General features: G+C 40.2%; 31 protein-coding genes. All 31 read right to left on the bottom strand.

Annotated elements, in window-relative coordinates:
• Positions 1–112: 112 nt before the first annotated feature.
• Positions 113–670 carry a nucleotidyltransferase domain-containing protein gene (locus tag UQW94_RS13940; RefSeq protein ID WP_322142302.1) on the bottom strand — a complete coding sequence of 186 codons (558 nt, stop codon included), beginning with the start codon at positions 668–670 and terminating at the stop codon, positions 113–115.
• A gap of 148 nt (positions 671–818) precedes the next feature.
• On the bottom strand, positions 819–1,187 hold the full coding sequence (locus UQW94_RS13935) for a VOC family protein (protein ID WP_017449638.1): 369 nt from the start codon (positions 1,185–1,187) through the stop codon (positions 819–821).
• A 147-nt stretch (positions 1,188–1,334) separates the two neighbouring features.
• Complete coding sequence (locus UQW94_RS13930; protein WP_250154986.1) at positions 1,335–1,577, bottom strand: zinc ribbon domain-containing protein; 243 nt, start codon at positions 1,575–1,577, stop codon at positions 1,335–1,337.
• A gap of 239 nt (positions 1,578–1,816) precedes the next feature.
• Positions 1,817–2,515 (bottom strand): hypothetical protein, encoded by a 699-nt coding sequence (locus tag UQW94_RS13925; protein ID WP_222717012.1) that lies wholly within the window; start codon positions 2,513–2,515, stop codon positions 1,817–1,819.
• A 105-nt stretch (positions 2,516–2,620) separates the two neighbouring features.
• Complete coding sequence (locus UQW94_RS13920; protein WP_322142301.1) at positions 2,621–3,166, bottom strand: hypothetical protein; 546 nt, start codon at positions 3,164–3,166, stop codon at positions 2,621–2,623.
• Positions 3,167–3,327: 161 nt separating this feature from the next.
• The gene (locus UQW94_RS13915; RefSeq protein ID WP_322142300.1) at positions 3,328–4,059 is read right to left on the bottom strand and encodes a hypothetical protein; all 732 of its coding nucleotides are present in this window, start codon (positions 4,057–4,059) and stop codon (positions 3,328–3,330) included.
• Positions 4,060–4,895: 836 nt separating this feature from the next.
• Positions 4,896–5,537 carry a hypothetical protein gene (locus UQW94_RS13910; RefSeq protein ID WP_054702880.1) on the bottom strand — a complete coding sequence of 214 codons (642 nt, stop codon included), beginning with the start codon at positions 5,535–5,537 and terminating at the stop codon, positions 4,896–4,898.
• 134 nt (positions 5,538–5,671) lie between these two features.
• The gene (locus UQW94_RS13905) at positions 5,672–6,058 is read right to left on the bottom strand and encodes a hypothetical protein (protein WP_225474337.1); all 387 of its coding nucleotides are present in this window, start codon (positions 6,056–6,058) and stop codon (positions 5,672–5,674) included.
• A 1,363-nt stretch (positions 6,059–7,421) separates the two neighbouring features.
• Complete coding sequence (locus tag UQW94_RS13900) at positions 7,422–7,775, bottom strand: glyoxalase/bleomycin resistance/dioxygenase family protein (protein WP_322142299.1); 354 nt, start codon at positions 7,773–7,775, stop codon at positions 7,422–7,424.
• 135 nt (positions 7,776–7,910) lie between these two features.
• Entirely contained in the window at positions 7,911–8,696 is a 786-nt protein-coding gene (locus UQW94_RS13895) for a hypothetical protein (protein ID WP_322142298.1), read from the bottom strand.
• Positions 8,697–8,891: 195 nt separating this feature from the next.
• On the bottom strand, positions 8,892–9,146 hold the full coding sequence (locus tag UQW94_RS13890; protein WP_322142297.1) for a hypothetical protein: 255 nt from the start codon (positions 9,144–9,146) through the stop codon (positions 8,892–8,894).
• 146 nt (positions 9,147–9,292) lie between these two features.
• Positions 9,293–9,682: a hypothetical protein gene (locus UQW94_RS13885; protein WP_322142296.1), complete on the bottom strand. Its 390-nt coding sequence runs from the start codon at positions 9,680–9,682 to the stop codon at positions 9,293–9,295.
• A 1,806-nt stretch (positions 9,683–11,488) separates the two neighbouring features.
• Entirely contained in the window at positions 11,489–11,935 is a 447-nt protein-coding gene (locus UQW94_RS13880; RefSeq protein WP_322142295.1) for a GNAT family N-acetyltransferase, read from the bottom strand.
• Positions 11,936–12,080: 145 nt separating this feature from the next.
• Positions 12,081–12,368, bottom strand: coding sequence for a type II toxin-antitoxin system RelE/ParE family toxin (locus UQW94_RS13875; protein ID WP_137282146.1), 288 nt, complete (start codon positions 12,366–12,368; stop codon positions 12,081–12,083).
• Positions 12,365–12,646 carry a type II toxin-antitoxin system Phd/YefM family antitoxin gene (locus UQW94_RS13870; RefSeq protein WP_000086647.1) on the bottom strand — a complete coding sequence of 94 codons (282 nt, stop codon included), beginning with the start codon at positions 12,644–12,646 and terminating at the stop codon, positions 12,365–12,367. Before UQW94_RS13870 ends, UQW94_RS13875 begins: the two co-directional genes overlap by 4 nt.
• A gap of 156 nt (positions 12,647–12,802) precedes the next feature.
• Positions 12,803–13,489, bottom strand: a complete 687-nt coding sequence (locus UQW94_RS13865) for a hypothetical protein (RefSeq protein WP_136677212.1) — start codon at positions 13,487–13,489, stop codon at positions 12,803–12,805.
• A 152-nt stretch (positions 13,490–13,641) separates the two neighbouring features.
• Positions 13,642–14,223: a hypothetical protein gene (locus UQW94_RS13860; protein WP_322142294.1), complete on the bottom strand. Its 582-nt coding sequence runs from the start codon at positions 14,221–14,223 to the stop codon at positions 13,642–13,644.
• Between the two features lie 177 nt (positions 14,224–14,400).
• On the bottom strand, positions 14,401–14,871 hold the full coding sequence (locus tag UQW94_RS13855; protein WP_005386960.1) for a GNAT family N-acetyltransferase: 471 nt from the start codon (positions 14,869–14,871) through the stop codon (positions 14,401–14,403).
• Between the two features lie 175 nt (positions 14,872–15,046).
• Complete coding sequence (locus UQW94_RS13850) at positions 15,047–15,463, bottom strand: lysozyme inhibitor LprI family protein (RefSeq protein WP_025767307.1); 417 nt, start codon at positions 15,461–15,463, stop codon at positions 15,047–15,049.
• Positions 15,464–16,177: 714 nt separating this feature from the next.
• Positions 16,178–16,585, bottom strand: coding sequence for a hypothetical protein (locus UQW94_RS13845; RefSeq protein ID WP_031781085.1), 408 nt, complete (start codon positions 16,583–16,585; stop codon positions 16,178–16,180).
• A 112-nt stretch (positions 16,586–16,697) separates the two neighbouring features.
• Positions 16,698–17,159 carry a GNAT family N-acetyltransferase gene (locus tag UQW94_RS13840; RefSeq protein ID WP_062907560.1) on the bottom strand — a complete coding sequence of 154 codons (462 nt, stop codon included), beginning with the start codon at positions 17,157–17,159 and terminating at the stop codon, positions 16,698–16,700.
• Positions 17,160–17,854: 695 nt separating this feature from the next.
• Complete coding sequence (locus UQW94_RS13835) at positions 17,855–18,313, bottom strand: hypothetical protein (protein WP_213970109.1); 459 nt, start codon at positions 18,311–18,313, stop codon at positions 17,855–17,857.
• Between the two features lie 134 nt (positions 18,314–18,447).
• Positions 18,448–18,957: an AAA family ATPase gene (locus tag UQW94_RS13830; RefSeq protein ID WP_322142293.1), complete on the bottom strand. Its 510-nt coding sequence runs from the start codon at positions 18,955–18,957 to the stop codon at positions 18,448–18,450.
• Positions 18,958–20,293: 1,336 nt separating this feature from the next.
• On the bottom strand, positions 20,294–20,689 hold the full coding sequence (locus tag UQW94_RS13825; RefSeq protein ID WP_167415294.1) for an ACT domain-containing protein: 396 nt from the start codon (positions 20,687–20,689) through the stop codon (positions 20,294–20,296).
• A 138-nt stretch (positions 20,690–20,827) separates the two neighbouring features.
• On the bottom strand, positions 20,828–21,337 hold the full coding sequence (locus tag UQW94_RS13820; protein WP_322142292.1) for an N-acetyltransferase family protein: 510 nt from the start codon (positions 21,335–21,337) through the stop codon (positions 20,828–20,830).
• 143 nt (positions 21,338–21,480) lie between these two features.
• Entirely contained in the window at positions 21,481–22,008 is a 528-nt protein-coding gene (locus tag UQW94_RS13815; protein ID WP_322142291.1) for a hypothetical protein, read from the bottom strand.
• Positions 22,009–22,252: 244 nt separating this feature from the next.
• Positions 22,253–22,630, bottom strand: coding sequence for a DUF6979 family protein (locus UQW94_RS13810; RefSeq protein WP_322142290.1), 378 nt, complete (start codon positions 22,628–22,630; stop codon positions 22,253–22,255).
• A 587-nt stretch (positions 22,631–23,217) separates the two neighbouring features.
• On the bottom strand, positions 23,218–23,700 hold the full coding sequence (locus UQW94_RS13805; RefSeq protein WP_021448821.1) for a hypothetical protein: 483 nt from the start codon (positions 23,698–23,700) through the stop codon (positions 23,218–23,220).
• A 150-nt stretch (positions 23,701–23,850) separates the two neighbouring features.
• On the bottom strand, positions 23,851–24,432 hold the full coding sequence (locus UQW94_RS13800; RefSeq protein WP_322142289.1) for a hypothetical protein: 582 nt from the start codon (positions 24,430–24,432) through the stop codon (positions 23,851–23,853).
• A gap of 155 nt (positions 24,433–24,587) precedes the next feature.
• Complete coding sequence (locus UQW94_RS13795; RefSeq protein WP_322142288.1) at positions 24,588–24,914, bottom strand: hypothetical protein; 327 nt, start codon at positions 24,912–24,914, stop codon at positions 24,588–24,590.
• A gap of 136 nt (positions 24,915–25,050) precedes the next feature.
• Entirely contained in the window at positions 25,051–26,037 is a 987-nt protein-coding gene (locus UQW94_RS13790; RefSeq protein WP_050633414.1) for a hypothetical protein, read from the bottom strand.
• Positions 26,038–26,114: the final 77 nt, after the last annotated feature.

Below are 26,114 nucleotides of genomic sequence, written 5' to 3'. Positions count from 1 at the left end.
TGAACAACGCGACCACCTAACCTAATCCATTGTGCCGTAAACACTTAAGCTGAATCAAACCGAAAATGCCAAGCGTTGTGAATCCGTCTTAAACGCTTTGTTATACAAACTGTTACAGCTTATCCGCCAATTTCTTAAGGTAAGATTTGGCTAGTTCATTTTTACCTCGGCTTAACCACTTTATACACTCTAAAAGTTCCCAGGTTAAACCTTGGTCACCATTTGTATATGCAGGAAAATCTTCGTGCTTTGGTGCTGGAGCATCGGTTAATCGTGATTCCACGGCACCCGTTTTATCAAATAGCACTTTGAAAGGTTTGGAGATATCAAAAGGTTCGCTTAGATCTAGGCAATGAATCTCTGTGCTGGTTAAGTCTGTGAAAATGTATTTTGTAAAGTAAGCATTCTCGTTATGAAATCCTTGATTGCGATAGAAAATTTCTTTACCACGCTCAAAAACCGAAAAGCACTCTTGTGTGGATTTATGGAATTCATTTTGAGTAAGAATCAAAATATCAGCGTCAGATACTCGGTCACCCTTACCTGCAGCCAATGAGCCTAGTAACACTGCGGCAACCACATTGTCTTCGGAAATAAACGCAGAACAAGCAGATTTAACCAGTTCTCTTTGAAGGGGAAGATTTTCAAGGTTAAGTTCTTCTAAACTCACAGTTACCTCCGTTTGTATAACGCCCTGTTAAGGGGTGAGCAGCGCAATACCGATGCTTCCGCACACCACCTTAAACACTAAAAACAACGCATAGTGAAAATGCCACGCGTTGCGAATCCCTCTTGAACAGTTTGTTAGGGCGCAGAGCCTATTGATACACGCTGACTTCTATTAAGTTTTTATCAAGATCCAAAAAATAGACCGATTGGATTGCACCAACAGCTCCTGATTTTTCGACTGGACCCTCAATGATTTTGACATTTTCTTTGACTAAATGATTTACCACTGATGTCAACGGCCAATCTGAAACTAAGCAAACATCACCTGAACCAACATTAGCTACATTTCGTGGTTCTTGACCAAGAAGCTGAAAGTTAATCTTTTGATTTCCGAACGTTACTGCCTTACGGCCATTGGCAAAAGTTACTTCTTCCATGCACAAAACCCGTTTATAAAAGTCCACTGATTTTTCTATGTCGGAGACTGTGAGAACAATATGATCTATGTGATGAATCATCATTTTACTCCTTGCGCCCTAACGCCCTGTTAAGGTGTGAGCGACGCAATACAGAAGCTCCCGCATACCACCTTAAACACTAAACGCAACGCATAGTGAAAATGCCACGCGTTGCGAATCACTCTTAAACAGTTTGTTGTGCCTATGCTAACCACCTAGAAAATCTAGTATTTTTTGTCCAGTACCTAGACCTCGTTTGTAAAACTCAGTGTGACCGCAACTAGTGCATGATAAGAAATAAAAACGGTGTTTGTTGTAATTGAAAAATGTACTCCAAAATCCACCACTGGCTCTTAACTCACCAACCTCATATGACTCTGAACCACATTTATCACAGCAGTATTCGAACTTCGAATTCACTTTTTCATTCCCTAACAGGTGGTTTGCCATCTGCTTGTTTGCAAGCTCTTTGCCTAAAAACCCGCACTTTTCACACTTCAATGATGAGTGTTCATTGCTATGCCCGCACCCAAAGCACTCCCATTTACTATCCATATTTCCTCTTATAGGCATAACGCTCTGTTAAGGTGTGAGCAACGCAATACCGATGCTACCGCATGCCACCTTAAACACTAAACACAACGCATAGCAAAAATGCCACGCGTTGCGAATCACTCTTAAACAGTTTGTTAGGCAAAAAATCGCATAAGACCTTTGTTTTCCATACGCTCTATTTCCTCGAAAAGCGAATTATAGAGTTCGAATACCTTTGTACAGTCTGTACGAATACCCTGGATAACATCATCTCGCTTTCGTTCTCTTGGTAAAACGCTTACCCTTCCTGTAGGGGCGTAATCAAGTTTCATTGAAAGCATACTATTGAAGTTTTCTAACTCCGAGGCAAATAATTTCGCTTTACTGTTTAGAACTTTGTTCTGGAATCTAAAGTCCAAATTCAATATAAGGCTACATAGCTCTTCTATCCTATCGTTCTGAAAATCAGTGATCGCTAAATTTGTAGATATATATTCAATAGTCGAACGAAAACTGTCCAAAGTATGCTTGCTTCTTACTAAATTTATCTTTTCAAGATCTTTGATGTATAGCGACTTATAGTACTCAAAAATTTGGACAAATATAGGAGATAAAGCTCCAAGCACAATCAAGATTATGGCTATTGCTGTATATATATCATTCTGAGCGACAACTACATCTTTCAACGTAGGTTCAACAGCAATCAATATATATGGAACAAGGTTGTTAAAACCTAGTATCGATAATCCAGCCGCCATTAGCCCATAAGATATCTTTAAGGAGATTCTTGTCTTGACGAAACGTTCCAATAGTGTGATTGCTTGATTGATTTCTTTTTTATAATTAGTACTCATGATCTTCCTATTTTGCCTAACGCCGCATTAAGGTGTGAGCGACGCTTGGCTATACTTGAGCGAAGCGAAACTGCCAAGCGTTGCGAATCACTCTTAAATGCTTTGTTATGTAAATTTGAAGACCACACCGTACTCTAAGAAACGATAGAGAGCCCAAGAACAGAAACAGCCAAACACAATTGGGAAAATTATGTCACTGATATATAGCCATAAATTGTATGCCGCAACAAACTTAGATTTATAGTCACGATCCATTTTGTTTCGTTTACGTTCAATGTCAGCAGCTTCTCCTGAAAGCGTACCTAGGTCTTCATTTACGTGATATTGACCTTGCCTTTCATATTCATCATGGATATCTTTTTCAGAAAACCCCATTATATCTCCACGAAGATCTTTGCCCTTATAGCTAATCCAACGAGGTAGCGCTTTTTTCACGACTTCAAAAATGGAAAGTACTGAGAACTTGAGAAGGAAATAGCCAAGAATTATGAGCAAAAACCAGCCAGCTGTTTCTTTGCTTCCGGAAAGGTCTAAGCCGATAATTGCAATTTTTTCTGGCAATGCCGCTGTAATCGAAATGAATAGTGCGATTCCAGAAAGAGTCAATGTTTGAGTTTTTAACTTCTGGACTTCTTCGCTAATCTTGAACAATCTATATCTCCGAACTTAACCAATTTACATAACGCCGCATTAAGGTGTGAGCAACGCTACCACCTAACCTAAACCATGCCACCGTAAACACAAAACCCAACGATGGAATGAAAATGCCAAGCGTTGGGAATCACTCTTAAATGCTTTGTTATATTTTTAAACTACTGTTTCTTAAGGGCTTTCCTTGCTTTCTCTCGCTTTGAAATCAATGCACTTTCATATTGTTTATAGTCTTTTGTTTGAAGGTTAATTCGTACTTGATTTAATTTTCTGAAATGTTCTTCAAAATCTCGCTCAAAAGCAACAGGGCTAACAACCAAATCATTGATCGCATCAGCAAGGTTGTTAATTAAGGAAAATTTAAACCTTAATGACTGCAAATTTTCTTTGTTAATTAAAAGATATTTGTCATTTTCAACTTTAGTACATTCATTATTAAGCGGATAAACCCACTGCCCATGGGCTAACTTATTTCTTATCTCTATAATTATTCGTAGCTCATTTTCTAAAGTCTCATGCAGCGCGTCTCTACGTGCAGAATGATCAACACCTAGAGTAACAGCATTTAGTTTTGCTTTAGGAACCTTGTGGTGCTTTCGGAAAGCTAAGTCAATTGTTAACTTCCAACGATCTAACTGACTATTTTGAGATTCAATTTGAGCTCTTTTTTCTTCACAAAACCCAAACTCTTCATGCAAAAGCTTATTGAGACGTGTTTCAGCCCATGCGCCAATAAGAAAGGAATATAAACGTAGAAGTGATCTTAAACTTTGCTGTGGATCTTTCGATGAAATCGAGTCTTTAGCCAAACGGAATGTGTGACCTAAAGCTAATTCGATTTCTTGCAGGTTAGCTACGTGGTAGCCATACATTTTAGATAGGTTTGTTTTCATTTTCACCGCCAAAAGGCACTCAATTAAATGCCTTTTGGCGGTGAGGACTCGAACCTCACAAAACTCTCCGAAAGGAGCGTGTTTTCTTTCTTTTTACAGAAAGCCCGTTACACCATCACCCAAAAGCAAATATAACATATAACTCTGAATATTCTACAAAAATTTTCAGATAACTTACAATAATCTTAAGCCTAGAAATATAACGCCTTGCTAAGGTGTGAGTAACGCAATACAAAAGCTACCGCACAGCGCCTTAATCACCATAAGCCACCGCATAGTAAAAATGCCACGCGTTACGAATCACTCTTAAGCAATTTGTTAGTACATGCGCTACTTCTATTTATGCGCTCCAAGATATTGAAAACTGGCATGATATGAAAGGCTTTGAACACTGAAGTGAGACGGGCACCTACAAAACTTAAAATCGATAGAGAGACGAGAGTTGGCTAGAAGAAAAACGTACTGAACTCACCTACTTTTACTGAGTTCAAATTAGAAAAGGATTCGTTCCTCGCACTTCGACAGCAACACCAAAGAAAGACAATTTTGACTTAGTAAAAAACACGAAAAAGAAGAAGCAATAAAGAAATAGATTAAGAGTTAGAGACCGTAAACGATGAAGTCAAAGCGAACACTCCGCATATAGTGCCACCGGAAAGAACGTGAAAGGTACAAACTGAAAGGTGTAAAGGCGAGCGCCAAAACAGATAAACACCAAAACTGATGACCTTTGATGTCAAACCCGTACTAACGCCGCATTAAGGTGTGAGCGGCGCTTGGCTATACTTGAGCGAAGCGAAACTGCCAAGCGTTGCGAATCACTCTTAAATGCTTTGTTATATTTTTTTGCTTGCTAATAATAGGCAGTAGTTCTTTACCTTATCTACTTTTTCGCCAACCAAATAAACAAGGGAATTTGAGTTTACCCAATCTATGTTTCTTGTTTGTAGTTCTTTTTGGAGAGTACTTTTTGGCTTAGCTAGCTTTCTTTTATGTTTGAACTCCCAAGACTGAAATTGAACAGGAAGTTCTTCGCAGCCCAACCACCAATGGGGAATTGCCGTTTTCCATTTATCTTCAAGCCAGACATCAGACAAAACAATTATGTATTCATGATCAGCATAAAGGTCATTGCAATTGATAAAAGACCGATCACTACTAACTACCCTTTCAATATCTTTCACCACTAGTGACTTTTGAATCGATTTAGAAAGGCGCTTTGCTTCAATGTAAAATATTGATTTATATTTTGGAGAAAATACCATCCCATCAATATGCTCATTCTTCTTGACCCACGGGAACTCTAACCAATGTACCGAGTTTTCATCATCTAACGCAGTTTTTAATGCGTTCACAAAGTTGTGAACCTGATTTTGCTCTGTAAATCCTGTTGAGTCTCTCGCTGGATAAAATGAACATAGCATCCGCTCATAAGTACCACACATATCTACAAAAGCTGTTGATATTATTTTCTCCATAACTCACCTAAAAAAAATAACGCCCTGTTAAGGTGTGAGCAACGCAATACCGAAGCTTCCGCATACCACCTTAACCACTAAAACCACCGCATAGTAAAAATGCCACGCGTTGCGAATCACTCTTAAACAGTTTGTTATGTACGTACTTTACTCAGTATCAGATACTTCTCGGCACATTCAGAGAACAAAGTATATGGATTCATACTATTCCCATAGTTTTGAAACAATAGCTCCCCACTTTCTATCCGAGCACTTACCTCTCGCTTTGTAAGTCCACTCGCTTCAGACGCAGTTAACCCCTCAAAAATCACGTATTGCTCATCTAGTATATATTCTCCACTTAATAGACGTTTTTCGAACTTGACCTCAAAGTAGTTTCTACCCTGTTTTTCAAACAGCTTAACTTCTAAGTTACAAGATAACTTGTCGCTATTCAGATAAGTTCCAATAAGTCCGTCGTTAGGTTCAGCAAGTACAGATGTCGATAAAAGCCCCAAGAGAAGATAGCTTACTTTCTTCACATTACCTCCTAGTACATAACGCCCTGTTAAGGTGTGAGCTACGCAATACCGAAGCTCCCGCATACCACCTTAAACACTAAAACCAACGCATGATAAAAATGCCACGCGTTGCGAATCACTCTTAAACAGTTTGTTATACGCACGAACGTTTAAGCCAAGATTTTATGCCAAGCCCCACTTTGAAACCATGATCTTTATGTGCTTTGATGCACTCCAGTCAGGCTTAGACTTGCAGCCACTTGCCACTGAAACCACTTGGAACAAACCGCGCCGCAGAAAGCGGACTAGCAACACCAAAAAGCACTTTTGGAAAGACAATTTCACAATGAGGTCTTTCCACAAACTCACTGGAACCACGTGAACTCACCACACCAGAGAAAGCGACATTTCAGCATGTAAATCTGCTTTTAGAAAGGCAGACATGCGGGGCTGAGTTTCAGCAAAAAGCGCAGCCTGGGCGACCCCAAACAATCAGCACCAAAGAAGAAAACCACCGATAAACGGCTGGCCAAAATTGAGCCAAGAACCAAGGAAAATTGAGATTGAAGCCGGAATATCTCGACGCCCAAATACCACGAATCAACGCTGAAATCGCGATTTTTGACCTGAATTTTTAGGCTTTCTTTATATAGCGTATAACGCCCTGCTAAGGGGTGAGCAACGCAATACCGAAGCCGCCGCATACCACCTTAATCACTAAATTCAACGCATAGTAAAAATGCCACGCGTTGCGAATCCCTCTTGAGCAGTTTGTTAGTTTGCAAACCCAAAACGTTGATTTTAAGTCATTTTAAACTTTGCAAACAACAAACTTTATGTGTTTTGATGCATTTGAGTCAGGCGTAGTCTAAAAGCGGCTAGTCAATGAAACCACGTGGAACAAACAACGCCGCAGAAAACGAACTTACAACACCAAAAAGCGCTTTTGGAAAACCAATCTCACAATGCGGACTTTCAACAAAGCCACTGAAACCACATGAACTTACCACACCAGAGAAAACGTTATTTCAGCGAGTAAATCGGCTTTTGTACCAGCAAACTCAACGAGCAGAGTTTCAGCAAAAGAGTTCAGCTCAATTAACCCAAAAGTCACCGCACCAAAGAATAAATCAACCGTTGAAACGATGCCAATTTTGGATTTTAACCACGCTAATTAACACTGAAATTGAACACCAATACGACAATTTCAACTTTGAACTTTTACCGCTAGATCTTGCGATATAGCTACGTTTTTCCTCTTGCAAACTAACGCCCTGTTAAGGGGTGAGCAACGCAATACCGAAACCGCCGCAAACCACCTTAAACACTAAAATCAACGCATAGTAAAAATGCCACGCGTTGCGAATCCCTCTTGAACAGTTTGTTATGTGGTTTTCCCACGTAGTCCTATTAAGTTTCCAAATGGATCCTCAACTTGGCACATTGAAAGACCATCTTCAATTTCCATTTGTCCGCGATAAAGGCGCGCACCTAGTTTTTGAAAATGAGCCAGTGCAACACATAAGTTATCTACTGACCAGTAAACAACTGTGCCACTTTTACCAGCACCAACCTTTTTATCTGCTTGGACTATTTCTAGGGAGAAACCATTTATATCAAGCGCTGTGAAGTCAAAGTCAGGATGATAAACCGGAACGGCTTCTGGAAAAGCTTTCTTGTACCATTCAAGCCCTTTCGTTACATCTGAGACATGAACAAGAACCGCTGATGGATTCATAATTTTTCTCCAACCACATAACGCCCTGTTAAGGTGTGAGCAACGCAATACCGAAGCCCTTGCATACCACCTTAAACACTAAACGTAACGCATAGCAAAAATGCCACGCGTTGCGAATCACTCTTAAACAGTTTGTTAGGTTTTATTAACTGATACTTTTCTCAAGCTCTCTTTATCTTCATCTACCTTATGAAGTAAGTGTTTAGCGGAAACCCAATCTCTATTTAAGTAGTAGTTGAACGCACGATGATCGACGCTGTCCAGTAATGCTTTTAGCTCATGAGCTTGGTCTTTACCTGAATTTGTTTGCTTCGAGCTATACTTGTAGATCATCATCGTTGGTAAGGTTCCACCTTGCCGGTAGATGAAATAACCATCATCAATCCCATATTCAAAAGAAACCTTGGGGTCTTTACTAGACGAATCAATTTTTTTAATCCAAATTTCCATCTTATGGTATAGCTTCAAGTATTTTGTAAAGATATCATCATCATTGAACTTTGACGTAGCCCAATTCGAGTCTCGATAATAGCTATCAATATCATTACTAGAAGTCGGGTATCGAGCTTTAAACAATATATCTTTCTTCAACTCAGATAAGAGGTGCTTATCACCTTTGGATAAGTCAACCGACAAATCTTTAGCCATCAATGATAAATTGTGACCATATTTGCTCTTAATGTCCTTTTCAAATAATGACTTGGGAAGTCCTACGTAAATAGATAAAATACCTGATTTAAGAAGCAATTCGAAAGCATATCCCAACAAAAGAAAGCTTGTTTTGTTGGCACTATGTCTATCATTTAATAACGCAGTAACCTCATTACTTGGAACTCTTCGCCCTTTATACTTTTCTTCTAATAAGCCTAACTCTTTTAGCTTTTCACTTGCTATTAGCCTTAGCATTTCTGCAGATCTCAACTGGGTCCTTGATTCACTCAACCAATCGCTCTTACTGAAAGTACCTTTTTCTCCAAAAAGATCTAATCGTTGTCATCATCTACTACCAATATATGCACAGTGAAACCTAACGCCGCATTAAGGTGTGAGTGGCGCTTGGCTATACTTGAGCGAAGCGAAACTGCCAAGCGTTGCGAATCACTCTTAAATGCTTTGTTAGCCATTTTTCCGATGAAGTGAAAAATGTTGAGACCACTCTAACCCATTACGAGAGTTTTGAGATTTTTCCCAGAACTTGTCGCAATATACGCTATAGAACTCGTCTACTAACTCTGTAACCAAAGGTAATAGACATTCGACTTCATCGACAACTTTTGAATAAAGCTTATCACGAGCTTTCTCGTACTCAAGAACCAAGTCATAATCATTTATCTTTCCGTGCCCCTCACACCAAGCCATATTCTTGAACATGCTATCGTCTTCTGTGAACAAGTTAATATGACCTTTATGAGCGCGAGTATTCCTGTCAACACGGAAGCTTTCACCCGATTTATCTATAGCTTTTAATAACTCTACGATCTTAGGATGCTCAACTTTAAGCTCACGCTTTAAGCTTTTTAGATTGAGTTTGTGATCAGGTATATCTTTTCCAAAGTTTCGATAACAAAATGAAATGCAATATCTCGAATGCTGGCAAACCTTAACAACGCCAAATCAGTTATAGATTTAAGCCAGTCATACCTATTAATTGCTTGCACTGATGAAGGTAAAGGAAGTTGTTCTACACCTAGCATTTGAGGGATAACACGTAGGTCTACAAACTGTTGTTCTAGAGCTTCAAAGCGTCCATTTATCAGTAATGCGTAGGCCATATGAGGATCGTTTTTCGCAAAATCTTCATAACTTTCGTAGCCATAATGACCTAAGAAATACATACCCATGGAGTCGTATAAAGCTCCTTTAAAGATGGAGTCTTCTAATCCCCACCAGTGATACTCTGTGTTCAAAATTACCTCTTAACTATCAAGATGGCTAACGCCTTGCTAAGGTGTGAGTAACGCAATACAGAAGCTACCGCACAGCGCCTTAATCACATAAGCCACCGCAAAGTAAAAATGCAACGTGTTACGAATCACTCTTAAGCAATTTGTTAGTACATGCTCCACTTCTATTTATGCGCTCCAAGATATTGAAAAGTGGCATAATATGAAAGGCTTTGAACACTGAAGTGAGACGGGCAGCTACAAAACTTTACCTCGATTGGAAGACGAAAGTTGGCTAGAAGAAAAACGCAATGAACTGCCCTACTTTCACTAGTTTCAAATTAGAAAAGGATTCTTTCCTCGTACTTCAACAGCCACACCAAAAGTAATCAAGGTTCTCTCAAAAGCCACCACGAAAATGAAGAAGCGCCAAAGAAATAGGCTAAGAGTTAGAAACCGTAAACGGTGAAATCAAAACGAACACTCCGCATATAGTGCCACCGGAAAGAACGTGAAAGGCACTCACTGAAAGGTGTAAATACGACCGCCAAAACAGATAAACACCAAAACTTATGACCTTTGATGTAAAACCCGTACTAACGCCGCATTAAGGGGTGAACAACGTCACCACCTAACCTAAACCATTGTGCCGTAAACACTAAAGCCGATTCAAACCAAAACTGCCAAGCGTTGTGAATCCCTCTTGAATGCTTTGTTAGTTGCCAAAACCAAGGCTTGGGTTTGGAATTAACTGCCGCTTTGCCAACACTAGCTTTACGTGTATTAAAAACTCAAATCAGGCGCAGTTTAAAAGCGCCTGTCACTGAAACCACTTGGAACAAACAGCGCCGTAGAATACAGCCTAACAACACCAAAAAGCTCATTTGAAAAGACAATATCACAGAGCTGACTCTCAACAAGTGAATCGGCTTCTGAAACAGAAAGTCCGACCACAAAAAACCAAAGCCTGACTTGCTCAAACCTAAAAGACTAAAATTTGGAATACAAAACCGATCCAAAAACACCGGACCTTAGCCCTAAACATTTTGTTTTAGCTGAGTTTTTCCTCGTTGGCAACTAACGCCCTGCTAAGGGGTGAGCAACGCAGTACAAAAGCCGCCGCAAACCACCTTAATCACTAAATTCAACGCATAGTAAAAATGCCACGCGTTGCGAATCCCTCTTGAGCAGTTTGTTAGTCGCGAGGCACCGAGCGACAATTTTAAGCCGAACTAAACTTTGCGAACAACAAACTTTATGTGCTTTGATGCACTTAAGTCAGACGTAGTCTCAAAGCGGCTACTCAATGAAACCACTTGGAACAAACAGCGCCGTAGAAAACGGACTGACAACACCAAAAAACGCTTTTGGAAAGCCAATCTCACAGTGCGAACTTTCAACAAAGTCACTGAAACCACGTGGAACTTACAACACCAGAGAAGACGACTTTTCAGCGAGTAGATCTGCTTTTGAACCAACAAACTCACCGGGCAGAGTTGCAACCAAGAACAAACGCTCGATTGCCCAGTTCTGTCAGCGCCAAAGAACAAAAAACCGCTTGGACACTTGCAAAACTTTGGATTTGAAACAGCTGAAACTGAGTTTTGACCATCGATGAAGAGCCTGCATAGCAAACAATCATCAGCCAAATTTTAAGCTTAGAAACATGATTTTGATTGCTAGCTTTTTCTGGCGACTAACGCCGCGTTAAGGGGTGAACAACGCGATGCCACCCCACTTAAACCATTGTGCCATAGACACAAAAGCTAAACTTTGAACCAAAACTGCCATGCGTTGAGAATCCCTCTTGAACGCTTTGTTATGTGCGTACTAAAGTTGTGCGTATAATCTCAGCATGTCTTTGTGTTGAATACCATTTCCATAGATTGGCTCTGGATAATTCATCAAAAAGTGATCTTTGACGATTGAGTCAACCCGAAAGCCAAGACGCTGATAATAAGTCAGTTGATAGCCAAAGGTGCCTGTACCCAGTTCAACACGAGAGATTCCCTTACTTGATAACTGAGACAGAACTGACTTAAGCAATTCAGAACCAACACCTTGACCTTGTAACTTTGGATATACAGAGACATTAAATATCTCAGCAAGCCTATTGGTTTGTGGCTTCACTATGCAAGCGGCTAAAACACGCCCATTATCTAGTGCAGCAAAGCACCATGACTCGGATAAATATGAAGAAATACTCGCTTCAGAAGGGTCAGCTTCAAGCAGCAAATCTAGCGGAATCTGGCTACTTTTGACTTCGATATATTGCATTTTCCTCCAAGCACATAACGCCCTGTTAAGGTGTGAGCAGCGCAATACCGATGCTTCCGCATACCACCTTAAACGCTAAACACAACGCATAGTAAAAATACCAAGCATTGCGAATCACTCTTAAACAGTTTGTTATAACACAGTATTACACGTCATCTTCCGATAAAATTTGACGACAATTACGAACTGTTAGTACGCGGATTTCGTGACTTAAACTGTAGATAATACGATAGTTTCCAAAGATGATTTCGCGATAGTTCGTGTGGGGCATTTCAGGAACAAACCGCCCCATTTCAGGCATACTTCCAAGTAGTTCAGTTTTATCAAAAACTTCATTTACCCACCTCTCTGCCGCAAGTGGATTATCTAAAGAAATAAACTCCGCGGCATCACCTAGTTTCTGAAGTGCTAATGGAGACCAGACTACTTTCATTTCTTAATGCGCCCAAGTACTTGAGCACGCGCGTCATCATTGGAAACACCGAGACCAGAAGCTAACTGAGCTTCTGCTGTGCGCATTTCTTCCAGTAATTCGATTTTCTCTTGCATTGCTTCATATTCAGCAACATCGAGAACAACAGCAACACCTTTGCCACGTTGCGTAATAACCAATGGACGACGAGTCTCATTGATTTGTTTGATGTATGAAGCTACACCGGCACGAAACTCAGACAAAGGCTGAATATCTTGATCGAAATGAATACGACTCATATTGAACTCCCATTAGTACAAAATAACGTACAAATAATAGTTCAACTAAGCCTTTTGAGCAAGAAGTTGATTCTGTGTTATAACGCTGCGTTAAGGTGTGAGTAACGCACATCTGAAACTGCTGCATAGCGCCTTAAACACTTTACTCAACGCAAACTAAAAGTGCCAAGCGTTACGAATCACTCTTAAACGCCTTGTTAGCATTGCTCTCACACCCATAACTTCACTTTGAAAGCTCTTGTCGTAAATCGCAACAAGTTCTTCAGCACAAGTGATGCTTCTCGAATCAGTAACCTTTAAGTAAGCAACCCGAGCAAGAACTACTGCAAACGTCGCTACAAAAAACAAGCCGCCTAGTAGCGATAACGTAAGAATCCTATCTTTTGAATAGACGGCTAAGATTTGTGTGTATACCCAAATAGCAGAATATGCCGATGGCATTGCACAAAGCATATAGAAAAAGAAATTTCTGGGATACTTCGCTAACCTTTCAAAGTTTCTAGTCTTCGAGCTAGTGTATTTGGTTTTAAGAACGAACTGATCGTTTTTAGGTTCCACATAACAATCACTATAACGGTAAAGCTCAATGGCTTTACTTGGTTTATCCGATGAAAGTAAAAGTGAAATAACATCAAAGTCAGCTCGAATTTTGAAGACAGACTTAAACTGCTGTTCTACTACGAGCTTTCTTGCTTTATTAGCCTCTGAATCAAAACACTGATAAAAGAACTCTAAATTTTTAACTCTGAATTGGTTTCGATTCAGCACCCAATCATGAAAGAACTTTAAGAATGGTAATGCTCCTGCTAGAAAGCCTACCATTGCAGCCGAAGATATCTCCAAGTAACTCTCCTAAACTCACTTTTTCGAAAAAATGCTAACGCTCTGTTAAGGGGTGAGCAGCGCATTACCGAAGCGACCGCATACCACCTTAAACACTAAAACCAACGCATAGTGAAAATGCCACGCGTTGCGAATCCCTCTTGAACAGTTTGTTAGCTGCCACCTGCCGCCATTACCGTAGCTCCTACAAATACAGCAGGCACAACGACTGCAGAATCGATGATGATTGCAGCTGGTGTGGCAACTATTTTTCCTGCTGCTTCAGAAAATGTAGATGGTTGTGCAATAGTTATACGCCGACTCTTTTCTAGCTTTACTAGCGGGAAATCACCCTTTACCGTGAATCGCTTTCCTTTTACTTTTTCCGTAAGTCTAAATTCTCTTAGCAAAGCATCCTTTTTGAAGCCTAGCGACAAAAGTTGATTTTCTAGTTCTGCGGTCGGCTCACCGCCTAGCAGTGTTAGCGATACAGTGCCAACAATTGTATTGTCTTTCCTTAGTTCAAATTCATTAAACGATGGAGAGAAATCTACTTCTCTGGATAAAGTAAGAGCATCTCCAAAATTTTTATTGATTTTGAAAAGATAAGCTGAACTAGAGGAGGTAACAAATAGCTCTCCGGAATCACTTTTTACGTAGAAGCCATCTATCATCTCTTGCTTATATTCAGGAGCCCAAAGAGCAGTTGTACATCCCGATAGAAATAACGTAACAAGTAATAAGAGTGTTTTCATAAAACTTCCATTTCCAAGCGTAATTAAGTTAAACAATATGACAGCTAACGCCTTGTTAAGGTGTGAGGCACGCAATACCGAAGCCTCCGCATAGCACCTTAACCACTAAAACTAACGCATAGTAAAAATGCCACGCGTGCCGAATCACTCTTGAACAATTTGTTATGTAGCCGACTTTCAGCTTAGTGCTTTCTGCCCAATTAGGATTTTGGGGACAATACCAGCTTTGCGATACAAACCTAAAGCAGATTCATTGAAGGAATATACTTCTAAAAACAGCTCTTCTCCGCCGTTAGAAATAGCCCTTTCCTCAAATGCCTCTATTAGCGCCAATCCAACGCCTTGGCTTCTAAAGCATGAATCCACTACTATTTGTTCAATGCTCGCGATTTTTCGCTGTTTGAGCGTCCAAGACTTACGAACCCATAGCTCACCAAAAACAAAACCTACTAACTGCCCTTTGCTTTCGGCTACCAGAAAAATCGAGCTTTCACTTTTGATTATCTTGTGTAGGTCTATTTTTTGTTCAATTTCTTCCGGTGATAAAAAGTCATCAGGTAAATTTGCTTGATGATACTCATTAAGCTGAAACTGTAGTTTCTTGATAACACTGATATCTTCAATGCGAGCTTGCCGAATATTTAACATATATAAATCCTTTTAGCTTACCGTCCTCTCGCGGCTACATAACGCCCTGTTAAGGTGTGAGCAACGCAATACAAAAGCCGCCGCATACCACCTTAATCACCAAATTCAACGCATAGTAAAAATGCCACGCGTTGCGAATCACTCTTGAACAGTTTGTTATGTGCGTGGTTGAAACCTACTCTACACTTGGCTCCGGTAAAACTGGTGGTGTACTGTCCATATAAGTTAAAAAGTTTTCCCATAATTCGTGTGTTCTTTGTTTAGTTAACTTAGTTTTGCACGATATCGCCATAATTCCACGAATAGTTCCGTCACGCCATTGCGTATAAACCGAATCACAGTGAGAGGACATATATGCTTGCCAATCCTGTTGAGCAAGTTTAATTGCTGCTATTAGTTCTGGATCATAAGAGTTGTGTTCAAAGCTAGAGCTTAGATATTTGTCTAATTTAACTTGTGCTGACTCTAGTTCAATAGCGGCGCATTGATTTATCTCGATTGTAGTCATCGCATTATTACAGTCAATGGACTCTTCTTCAGCTAGGGCACCAAACGAAAGACCAGCCAATATGATGATTAGACACTTATTCATCGTTTTCTCCGAAAGCACATAACGCCCTGCTAAGGGGTGAGCAACGCAATACCAAAGCCGCCGCAAACCACCTTAATCACTAAATTCAACGCATAGTGAAAATGCCACGCGTTGCGAATCCCTCTTGAGCAGTTTGTTAGGCATCTTGTCACCACAAACTACTTACCAGTTTTGCACCTAATTAACTTCCAACATGAAAGCATGAAAATAACCAACGAGAAAACAATATGAAGCGTTGGTATGCCTCTAGACAAGGCATCAGACTCTACCAAATGAGAATCAAATTCTTTGCCACACAAATGATGACCTTCAATGGTCGTTTCAATTACAAAAGGAGCCCAGAAATAAGTTACCGACATAGTAGCCAACAAAGCAATTAAGGGCGTAATCCATATAAATTTTGAACCTCTATTTTCTCGAAGAAGCCTGACTATGATGAGAATGAACAGTACTGAGCCATACATTATCGAAGCATAAAAACGCCCATCATCTCCCTGTGTGCAAGTACCCGAAACTGCACCAAGTGAAACTAAAAGACCAAACAATATTATCAATATCGAGCTGTACATTTGTAACCTTTGATGCCTAACGCCCTGTTAAGGGGTGAGCAACGCCATACTGAAGCCGCCGCACACCACCTTAATCACTTAAACCAACGCATAGTGAAAATGCCACGCGTTGCGAATCCCTCTTGAACAGATTGTTAGCTGTGAACTACAACACTAGCATTAAAATCAAAGGTCCCAAAACTGCAACAACCATCATCAAAAACCAGAGATAAATCATCAATGATAGGTAGAGCGAAAATATCCCTTTTGCAGCATTTTCCAGCTCGATACCTTTATTATTCTGTAAAAAGTACGCTAACTCTGCCCTAGGAATGGAGCCTGCAACTTTTCGAAACTTAAGCTTCAAAAGCATAAGACCCATTGAGGTAGGTACACTAAGCACCAACAGATACAACATGTAAGACATGAAGGTGTTTTCGGGAGATTTGTTACCTGACACTATAGCAGCAATAACAATGACTAAGAGTAGAGAGGAAAAACCTTTAAATGATGAAAAGACTGAGTCTCGCGTTTTAACATATAGCCAAAATAACGGCTTATCGATTATTTTCATTTGTTTCTCAAACAGCTAACGCCGCGTTAAGGGGCGAGAACGCGATACCACCTAAACTTAAACATTAAGCCATAAACACTTAAGCTGAACTTTGAGCTAGAACCGCCAAGCGTTAGGAGTCCCTCTTAAACGCTTTGTTAGGCTTATGCTGCATGAGATACTCCAGCTCATTTTCGCCAACCATTACAAAACCTAACCTTGAATACAAGTGTTTAGCGGGATTTGTTTTTAATACACTAAGCCCAACCGAACTGCCCGTAAGGTTGGCTTTACCGATTAACATTGAAATAAGAGAACTTGCTATATTTTGATTTTGGTAGTTTGGATGGATTTGAATTTGGACAAGATACCATTCGTTAGAATCTTCGTTAAATTTTGCTTTGAACAAACCAGCCGAAGAACCAGCGACTTCAATAATTTTCGCATGTTCAAATTCGTATAATATTCGACTTAAATACGCATCTTCCGTTATAGGCATACCACAATCTTTAAGGTACTTACCCATCGTTATATCACGCAGATTAAGAAGAAAGTCGATATCTGAATCTACAGCTTGTCTCAATGAATATTTCACTATTCCTCCAAGTAAGCCTAACGCCTTGCTAAGGTGTGAGTAACGCAATACAAAAACTACCGCACAGCGCCTTAATCACATAACCCACCGCAAAGTAAAAATGCCACGCGTTACGAATCACTCTTAAGCAACTTGTTAGTACATGCGCTACTTCTATTTATGCGCTCCAAGATATTGAAAAATGGCATGATATGAGAGGCTTTGAACACTGAAGTGAGACGGGCACCTACAAAACTTTACCCCTATTGAAAGACGAAAGTTGGCTAGAAGAAAAACGCACTGAACTACCCTACATTCACTAGCTTCAAATTAGAAAAGGATTCTTTCCTCGTACTTCAACAGCCACACCAATAGTTATAAAGGTTCTCTCAAAAGCCACTACGAAAATGAAGAAGCGCCAAAGAAATAGACTAAGAGTTAGAAGCCGTAAACGGTGAAATCAAAGCAAACACTCCGCACATAGTGCCACCGGAAAGAACGTGAAAGGTACAAACTGAAAGGTGTAAAGACGAGCGCCAAAACAGATAAACACCAAAACTTATGACCTTTGATGTCAAACCCGTACTAACGCCCTGTTAAGGTGTGAGCAACGCAATACCGATGCCGCCGCATATCACCTTAAACACTAAACACAACGCATAGTAAAAATGCCACGCGTTGCGAATCACTCTTAAACAGTTTGTTATGTTGAAAAATCACGCAATGCGCTCGTCGCTATCTAACATTTTTACTGGAAGCTGATTCTCAACTAAAAAATTATAAAAACGTAAATCCTCGATTAAATCCGGTGACGCTAATTCAAAATCTTGATAAGTTTGATTCTTGAATCGAAATCGTATTGTATGTTCAAACCTTTTGGTCTGTACATATAAAATCTCGCTAATAGTAGATACATTAAGATTAACGTGTAAGAAAATTAGGCAACCATTATCTAAAATAACTTCTTCCGATTCCTTAGTTTTCCTTGAGGCTAAAAAATCAACAGCCAGTGATAAAGCTGAGAAAAACGCAATATATGCAAGTTGAGTTGAAAAAGGCTCCTTTGCTATTTCAGCCAAGTAATAAGCCAACATACCAAAAAATCCAGTTCTCATTATAAACTGATTCAATATATTGATATTTAATACTCTTTTTTGCCTTAATAATGTTTTCATAGAACCTTCTCTCAACATAACGCCCTGTTAAGGTGTGAGCAACGCAATACCTATGCCGCCGCATGCCACCTTAAACACTAAAAGCAACGCATAGTAAAAATGCCACGCGTTGCGAATCACTCTTAAACAGTTTGTTAGCATGTTGTTTCCGCTACAAACTCATTCACTTGAGAGCGTGTTGTGAAACGTACTTTAGAACCGTGAAAATCTCTGAACAATTGCTGATGGAACTGTCGTGAACTTTTGGATTCGCGAACCGAGTATTCAGAAGCCCATTTTAATAATTCACGAAAATTCTTCTCCGCCTGTTCCTCAGTAAGTTGCTTCGAGCTCTCCGAACCACGAGCATAAAGAGAACTTTCACATTCAGACCATTCCAAATCCAAAAACAACAGCATGTCAGCAGAAAAAATAAGCTGTTCGGCTAAAGCACCAAATACTCCCTCAACTACCCAGTTGCATTGAGACTTTATACTAGCAATTTCATTTTCGATTGCTCCGGTGGAGCGTTTTTGATTATAGCCACCTGGCTCCCATACAATCGAGTCCAAGTTAACTTCTTGCAAATGAAGTTTTCGGGATAACTGTTTCGACAACCAACTCTTGCCTGAGCCAGAATTACCGATGATGAGAATTTTCTTCATATTACTCCCGCATGCTAACGCCCTGCTAAGGGGTGAACAACGCAATACCGAAGCCGCTGCAAACCACCTCAATCACTAAATTCAACGCATAGTAAAAATGCCACGCGTTGTGAATCCCTCTTGAGCAGTTTGTTAGTTTGCAAACCCAAAGTGTTGATTTTACGTTATTTTAAACTTTGCGAACAACAAACCTTATGTACTTTAATGCACTTAAGTCAGGCGTAGTCTCAAAGCGGCTAGTCAATGAAACCACTTGGAACAAACAACGCCGCAGAAAACGAACTCACAACACCAAAAAGTACTTTTGGAAAACCAATCTCACAATGCGGACTTTCAACAAAGTCACTGAAACCACGTGAACTTACCACACCAGAGAAAACGTCCTTGCAGCGAGTAAATCGGCTTTTGTACCAACAAACTCACAGAGCAGAGTTTCAGCAAAAAAGTTCGACTCAGTTACCCAAAAAGTCACAGCACCAAAGAACAAATCAACCGCTGAAACGATGCCAATTTTGGTTCTTTACCACGCTGATTAACACTGAAGTTAAATGCCGATACGACATGAACTTTTACCGCTAGATCTTGCGATATAGCCACGTTTTTCCTCTTGCAAACTAACGCCATGTTAAGGGGTGAGCAACGCCGACCACGAAACTTAACCTGACCATCATAAACACTGTACTTGACCAGAACCAAACATGCTAAGCGTTGGGAATCCCTCTTAAACATTTTGTTAGCTTATTACCCGCCAAGTCCAAGAAAACTAAGCAACATCTGACTTTGAAGAAAGCACTGAGCTTGATTCCTAACACTGAGCCGATAACTACAAGTGATGGGCTTTGAATTTACTTGAACCAAGCTAAAAATGCCAAGCGTGGAGACTCACGGAACTTCACCCACTGAAGCTGAAATTTTACTTGCTACTTCCAAATGTAGAACTCAAATATTAGTGCAGATTAGGCGGACTAAACATTCCCTATAGCAACCAAGACCAAGACCAAGACCAAGACCAAGACCAAGACCAAGACCAAGACCAAGAAAGACTAAAACAACACAGCTCCAAAACACCAGTAAAAACTGATTCGAGTCGGTTTTAGGTTGCACGATATTTAGCATGGTACTAATTCAACGCATTGAATTTGAGGAAGAACACCGAGCTACCATGAGCTAGATTTGTTTGATTTTGATGCTCATAAGCTAACGCCGCATTAAGGTGTGAGTAACGCGACCACGAAACTCAACCATACCACCGTAAACACTGAACTCAACGATGGAATGAAAAATGCCAAGCGTTAGGAATCACTCTTAAATGCTTTGTTAGCAATATGGCTCAACGTTATGCACTGAACTCTTCTAATGCTGATACTGCCGCTTTAGCCTTACCACTTTGAACAAAGATATGGTCGTGATAATAAGCTGCAATGACATTAGCACTAATGCCCTTTGAAGCTAATTTGCTAGCAACTGCTGCTGTAAGACCAACAGCTTCCAAACTAGAGTGAACCGTTAAAGTAATTTGGCTATACGTGCCATCAAACGACAAACCTGCATTTTCTGCCACCGACTTCTCTAGGACTAAAGTTAAGCCCTCAGATTCGATAAATGTGGCAACCGGATTTAGGTCAACATAGTTTGCTAACACGCCAGAAACTGTACAAAACACGAACTCTGATTCCATTAATTTTGGACTCATCGAGCGCAATAATTCATCTAAATCTGTGATTCCTGACATATTGATTTCCTCTTATATTGCTAACGCCCAATTAAGGTGTGAGGCACGCAATACCGATGCCGCCGCATACCGCCTTAATCACTAAAACTAACGCATAGTAAAAACGCTACGCGTGCCGAATCACTCTTAAATTGTTTGTTATAAAGCGGACTCTACGTTAAACGCCTTTTCTAACCACACCGAGCTAATGTACTGTCCATTTTTCTTTGCATACTCATTGAAAACTCCGACTTCTCTGAAACCAAACCGTTTGTGTAATGCCACTGATGCGTCGTTTGGTAATGCAACACCCGACAATACACGATGAACACCATAAGCACGAATTGATGAGAACAACTGAGTATATAGTTTAGAACCTAAACCTTTCCCTTTAGCTTCTTGTGCCAGATAAACGGTCACTTCTACGGTGTCGTCAAAAGCTGAAATTGCTCTGTACTGTTGGGAACATGCAAAACCTAGCAACACGCCGTTTTTTTTGGCTACATATAGTTGATATTTGGTAGTACTAGAAAACTGAGAAAACCATTTCTGACGATTTTCCAGAGTAAATGGAACTTCCTCAAAGCGTGCATTAGTGTGCTCAATATAAAAATTAAAGATGTCGGTGATACCAGCAACATCTTCAAGTTTACCTGTTCGAATTTCCACGAAATTTCCTTTTTCTTCGAGCTTTATAACGCCCCGTTAAGGTGTGAGCAACGCAATACCGAAGCTCCCGCATACCACCTTAAACACTAAAACCAACGCATAGTCAAAATGCCACGCGTTGCGAATCACTCTTAAACAGTTTGTTAGCACACAGATCTATTCTCAAGCTCTAATCTGTAAACATTAGATTCTTCCTGGGAACGATATTCTTTTGCTTTAACTATTGGACTACCATCATGTAAAAGGGAAGATGCAATCTTATTGGACGGTTCATTTTCTATACTGACGACTGATTCGAGTACATAATTAAAGCTATCATCTGCACCAAGATCGTAGTTAGGACCATTGTTACTCAAAAAAGACTCTATTTCTTCAATACTGATATTAACAAGTTCTTTGCACTTACCAGACCCCCTTGAACTTTCCTGTACATAGTAACCAACACTATATGTAAATGTCCGATTTTCACCATTAATATCATTTTTGGTTACAACAAATACTGAATGGATTTTTTCGCTTTCATCTAACTTGAAGAAAATCATCGCGTCGAAGTCTTGGTTAAACTCATTCAGCATAACGATGCTTGATATATCAGGATTCTTATCCGACCTCTCATATGACAAATCTCCCGAAGCGATCAACGTTTCTAATCTGTAAGCGAAATCGCTCATGTTGGCTAGATCATTAAAGAATGGTTCAGAACCCCTGTCGTCATATAAGTTTATGCGCTTATCTTTCTCGTAATCCAACAAATTATATACCTCATATCTAACGACATTCGCCTGTGTGCTAACGCCCTGTTAAGGGGTGAGCAACGCAATACCGAAGCTGCCGCATACCACCTTAATCACTTAAACCAACGCAAAGTAAAAATGCCACGCGTTGCGAATCCCTCTTGAACAGTTTGTTATGTGCTTATTCCAGCAGTCCTCGAGACCACAGTGCCACAACAACATCCATTTGGCTATTATGCACTTTAGACTCAGAACCACATGACTGAACCCAGAGTTTTTTGATGTCATTTTGCATGCCTGGATTTTCGTTTAACAGCCTAACTGCCTCTAAAGCATACTGTTTATTTAAAACTGATTTTGTATAACTTCCTTTGGGCACACCAACGACAAGGCCACTTTCAGCTAAACCTAGAAAAGCGTTTTTGGGACAACTTTTTTTGATGGAAGCGACATTGTTCTTGAACTCTTTTTCTGCAGCTGTATTCCAAGCTTCAACTGGACAGACTCCAGTTTGAGCTATGTGAGTAGCTTCTATAGCAACATCACCATATCTGTTCATTTCATCTCCTGCACATAACGCCCTGTTAAGGTGTGAGCAACGCAATACCGAAGCCGCCGCAAATCACCTTAAACACTAAACACAACGCATAGCGAAAATGCCAAGCGTTGCGAATCACTCTTAAACAGATTGTTATGTATCTTACATCAGATTTCACACTCAGCTTAGACGTTGATCACACCATTAATAAACCATTATTAGAGCATGGATAAATGTATTGCTACAGAGGAAAAACAACAATATATTGAACACTAGGACAACAAAAACACAATATGTAGTGTCATTACTTTTGGTCAAACCTATGAGGAGAACCTTATGGCTAAAACACAAAGTGGTAAAAAGAAAGTGCACGTACCAGCACACACACGTAATGGCAAAAAGGTGAGAGAGCATTACCGCTCTACTCCAAATTAATGCCTGTAAGCAAAGCCCAAGCAACTAAAACGCTTGGGCTTTTTCGATTAGAGACATAACGCCCAATTAAGGTGTGAAGCACGCGACCACCGTACTCAAATTGACTACCGTAAACACTGAACTAAACCCAAACCAAAAATGCCAAGCGTGCTGAATCACTCTTAAATTGTTTGTTATGGCGCTGAACTCAACGTTAGTTCTTGTATGTCTATTAGGTCGACTTCCCTACCCAGTATTCGCTTGTACTCAACGAGACGATGAACTGGAATCACTGGTAATTCGATACCTTGATAGAGTTTTACCACTGACTCTGAAAAGTAGATTTTAAGCTCATGCCAAGAACCATCGAGAGCTGATTGTATCTTCGTGTTTTGAGATAAGCCGATTTCAATTTTTTGATTTTGGTAAACCAGCTGGAAATACTCTAAATCCCAACCGTACTCAGTGTAATGAGTTAACGGTTTAGATATGAACTTCGATACGCGAGCTAAGACCTTGTTTGCGTCAGAATTGCGAATATAAAGATCGATATCAGCAATTTCACGACTTCCACCATGAATAGTTGCCGCTAACCCACCAACAATTTGGTATTCAACACCCTCAGCCTCCAAGAGATCTTTGAGCCATTTCAGGGCCACTTTCACTTTATCACTCATCTAGTCCCCTTAGCTGGACTTTGCCCTGCGCCATAACGCCCTGTTAAGGTGTGAGCAATGCAATACCGAAGCTCCCGCATACCACCTTAAACACTAAAACCAACGCATGATACAAATGCCACGCGTTGCGAATCACTCTTAAACAGTTTGTTATGTTCGTGACTCAACGAAGTGTTGATATTGCTTTTCTTGTACTGTCGCAAGATATAACGCTTTTTGGTAAATAGCATTGATGGCGCTGTGCATACGATCGAAAACACTGTCGCTATCCGGTAAAAAAGACACAAATCTTTGAGACTTGACTAAGAAGTCCTCTATTTTGTGCTCTAAACCAGTATGGTTGATATTGTGTGCCATATGATTTCGAATATTGTTCAACTTCGCAAAACAATCCCACAATTGCATCGTCTCTTCACAGTTATCATCACAGTACGCACGACCGAGGCTGATCACTGTAGATGTTTCTTTAAACACTCCTTTGAGTGCCTTTTGATTTGGGAAGTGATTGTTTACGTAGCTACGAATTTGCTGCTCAACGAGTAAATGACCTTTCAGAACGAGCAGCATTAAGTCACCATCATTAGGTAATTTGTCAAAAAACTGCGTAAGGTTGTCAAAATACGAATCAGTGTACGTCGACAAAAGATAATTGTAGTTATCAACTTGCTGTTGATTCCCGGACTGTTTTGCTTGCTCAAGTTCTTTAAGCCAAAATTCTCTAGTATTATCCATGTACATCTCCTAGAACATAACGCTCTGTTAAGGTGTGAGCAACGCAATACCTAAGCCGCCGCATACCACCTTAAACACTAAAACCAACGCATAGTAAAAATGCCACGCGTTGCGAATCACTCTTAAACAGTTTGTTATGTGTGTAGTTACATTTTTCACGGAGCCAATAATGAACTGTAATAGTTGCTATAGCTGCCAAACAATGGCTTGTACTGTTCAACAATAACCTCCTTGCCCTCAATACAGATCGACTTGCATATAACCTGTACAACCTCACCATGCTCTAACTTTACAGCTGCTCTATAAATGTGGATGCTTCGGCTTTTACCAGAAGCATCGGTGTTATCCCACGAAGATAGAACCACGCCGTGATGAGTATCTATAAGCTTTCCTCGAAAGAACAGCTGTTCAAAGCCAACAGCTATAACAATTCCAATACCAAGGAAAAATAATATGTATTTTGCAATTTGCTTCTTTTGCATATTAATTCCTCCAAGCACATAACGCCCTGTTAAGGTGTGAGCAACGCAATACCGAAGCTACCGCATACCACCTTAAACACTAAAACCAACGCATAGTAAAAATGCCACGCGTTGCGAATCACTCTTAAACAGTTTGTTATATTTTTTTGTCTTTAAAACCTTTTTCGAGCTTCTGTCCTAATGAAGTGATCAGTGCACGCTTTGGTTTTAAGTCTCCAGACTTTTTGTCACGCCCATATACGACTGTAATATTGGCTTTATAGTTTCGCTCAAAAGCAATTTGCTCAAGATTCTCGTCTGAGTTAAAGCTAATTGGAATCCTTTTGTTTTCGGAGATCGAAGGGATATGCGCAGCCCAGCCAGTTTTATGACGCTCCAGATCCATGCTAGTAATGTAAACATCGACGTTATTTTGAGGAATAGATACATCGCCCTCATTGAAATCATAACTTGGAAGAGCCTCCACCAACTCACTATCAAAAGTTACTATTGGTGCATCAGATGCATTGGCACCAGAGAAAAACTTAACTTCAGCTCCCTGCTCTAACTTAGCTGGTGCAATAATTTTTCTTGCTTCTTTAGCAACCTTTGTTTGACCATGCACCTCAATTGCATGAGCAATTGCAGACTGAATTGCATCTGGCGTTGTACCGTATGCTTCAGCTCCTATATTGATGAATATGTTATTGTTTGCTTGGATTGTAGCAGTGCTCTCGTCGCGCCCACCAAGCAACTTTTTCATGTGATCAAGCGCCATAGAGGCTCCTGTTACAGCAAGTATTGCTACTAGTACAATCAAGCCGTTTCGAATATTCTTGTTAGTTATTCCTGCATTCATAAGTTTTTCATGAGCCCAGTCGTTTACACCAGTCAAATGGCAATCTAGTGATTGCTGACTACCAAAAGCTAAACCAATTAGTAAGACCTCCCAAAGGCTACCTTTACTGACCTCATCAACGTAAACCTTGATGTCTTCAATAACGAGGCTGTCATCAAGGTGTTCAAGCACCGTTGGAAGCATTTTTATTAATTCTGAATACCCTTGTAGTGATGCGATAACATCATCCAACGGAATTGGTTCTTTGTTGCTGTAGTAGATTTTTTCTTGTGACTCAATATACATCTTTATCCTCAGAGCCTAACCTAGCCAATTAAAAATATAACGCCCTGTTAAGGTGTGAGCAACGCAATGCCGATGCC

It is taken from the genome of Vibrio sp. PBL-C16 (assembly GCF_034321865.1).
Lineage (GTDB): Bacteria > Pseudomonadota > Gammaproteobacteria > Enterobacterales > Vibrionaceae > Vibrio > Vibrio alginolyticus.
The sequence above is the reverse complement of the archived record's forward strand: the minus strand, read 5'-3'. Positions and strand labels throughout refer to the sequence as shown.

Excerpts from the sequence above, each read along its gene's own strand:
- UQW94_RS13845 (WP_031781085.1), bottom strand. The coding sequence starts at position 16,585 with ATGAAAATAATCGATAAGCCGTTATTTTGGCTATATGTTAAAACGCGA.
- UQW94_RS13815 (WP_322142291.1), bottom strand. The coding sequence starts at position 22,008 with ATGAGCGATTTCGCTTACAGATTAGAAACGTTGATCGCTTCGGGAGAT.
- UQW94_RS13870 (WP_000086647.1), bottom strand. The coding sequence starts at position 12,646 with ATGAGTCGTATTCATTTCGATCAAGATATTCAGCCTTTGTCTGAGTTT.
- UQW94_RS13900 (WP_322142299.1), bottom strand. The coding sequence starts at position 7,775 with ATGAATCCATCAGCGGTTCTTGTTCATGTCTCAGATGTAACGAAAGGG.
- UQW94_RS13910 (WP_054702880.1), bottom strand. The coding sequence starts at position 5,537 with ATGGAGAAAATAATATCAACAGCTTTTGTAGATATGTGTGGTACTTAT.
- UQW94_RS13855 (WP_005386960.1), bottom strand. The coding sequence starts at position 14,871 with ATGTTAAATATTCGGCAAGCTCGCATTGAAGATATCAGTGTTATCAAG.
- UQW94_RS13935 (WP_017449638.1), bottom strand. The coding sequence starts at position 1,187 with ATGATTCATCACATAGATCATATTGTTCTCACAGTCTCCGACATAGAA.
- UQW94_RS13875 (WP_137282146.1), bottom strand. The coding sequence starts at position 12,368 with ATGAAAGTAGTCTGGTCTCCATTAGCACTTCAGAAACTAGGTGATGCC.
- UQW94_RS13860 (WP_322142294.1), bottom strand. The coding sequence starts at position 14,223 with ATGAAAACACTCTTATTACTTGTTACGTTATTTCTATCGGGATGTACA.
- UQW94_RS13790 (WP_050633414.1), bottom strand. The coding sequence starts at position 26,037 with ATGTATATTGAGTCACAAGAAAAAATCTACTACAGCAACAAAGAACCA.
- UQW94_RS13930 (WP_250154986.1), bottom strand. The coding sequence starts at position 1,577 with ATGGCAAACCACCTGTTAGGGAATGAAAAAGTGAATTCGAAGTTCGAA.
- UQW94_RS13925 (WP_222717012.1), bottom strand. The coding sequence starts at position 2,515 with ATGAGTACTAATTATAAAAAAGAAATCAATCAAGCAATCACACTATTG.
- UQW94_RS13805 (WP_021448821.1), bottom strand. The coding sequence starts at position 23,700 with ATGAGTGATAAAGTGAAAGTGGCCCTGAAATGGCTCAAAGATCTCTTG.
- UQW94_RS13825 (WP_167415294.1), bottom strand. The coding sequence starts at position 20,689 with ATGTCAGGAATCACAGATTTAGATGAATTATTGCGCTCGATGAGTCCA.
- UQW94_RS13915 (WP_322142300.1), bottom strand. The coding sequence starts at position 4,059 with ATGAAAACAAACCTATCTAAAATGTATGGCTACCACGTAGCTAACCTG.
- UQW94_RS13830 (WP_322142293.1), bottom strand. The coding sequence starts at position 18,957 with ATGAAGAAAATTCTCATCATCGGTAATTCTGGCTCAGGCAAGAGTTGG.
- UQW94_RS13890 (WP_322142297.1), bottom strand. The coding sequence starts at position 9,146 with ATGTTCAAGAATATGGCTTGGTGTGAGGGGCACGGAAAGATAAATGAT.
- UQW94_RS13835 (WP_213970109.1), bottom strand. The coding sequence starts at position 18,313 with ATGAAAACATTATTAAGGCAAAAAAGAGTATTAAATATCAATATATTG.
- UQW94_RS13810 (WP_322142290.1), bottom strand. The coding sequence starts at position 22,630 with ATGAACAGATATGGTGATGTTGCTATAGAAGCTACTCACATAGCTCAA.
- UQW94_RS13850 (WP_025767307.1), bottom strand. The coding sequence starts at position 15,463 with ATGAATAAGTGTCTAATCATCATATTGGCTGGTCTTTCGTTTGGTGCC.
- UQW94_RS13880 (WP_322142295.1), bottom strand. The coding sequence starts at position 11,935 with ATGCAATATATCGAAGTCAAAAGTAGCCAGATTCCGCTAGATTTGCTG.
- UQW94_RS13800 (WP_322142289.1), bottom strand. The coding sequence starts at position 24,432 with ATGGATAATACTAGAGAATTTTGGCTTAAAGAACTTGAGCAAGCAAAA.
- UQW94_RS13795 (WP_322142288.1), bottom strand. The coding sequence starts at position 24,914 with ATGCAAAAGAAGCAAATTGCAAAATACATATTATTTTTCCTTGGTATT.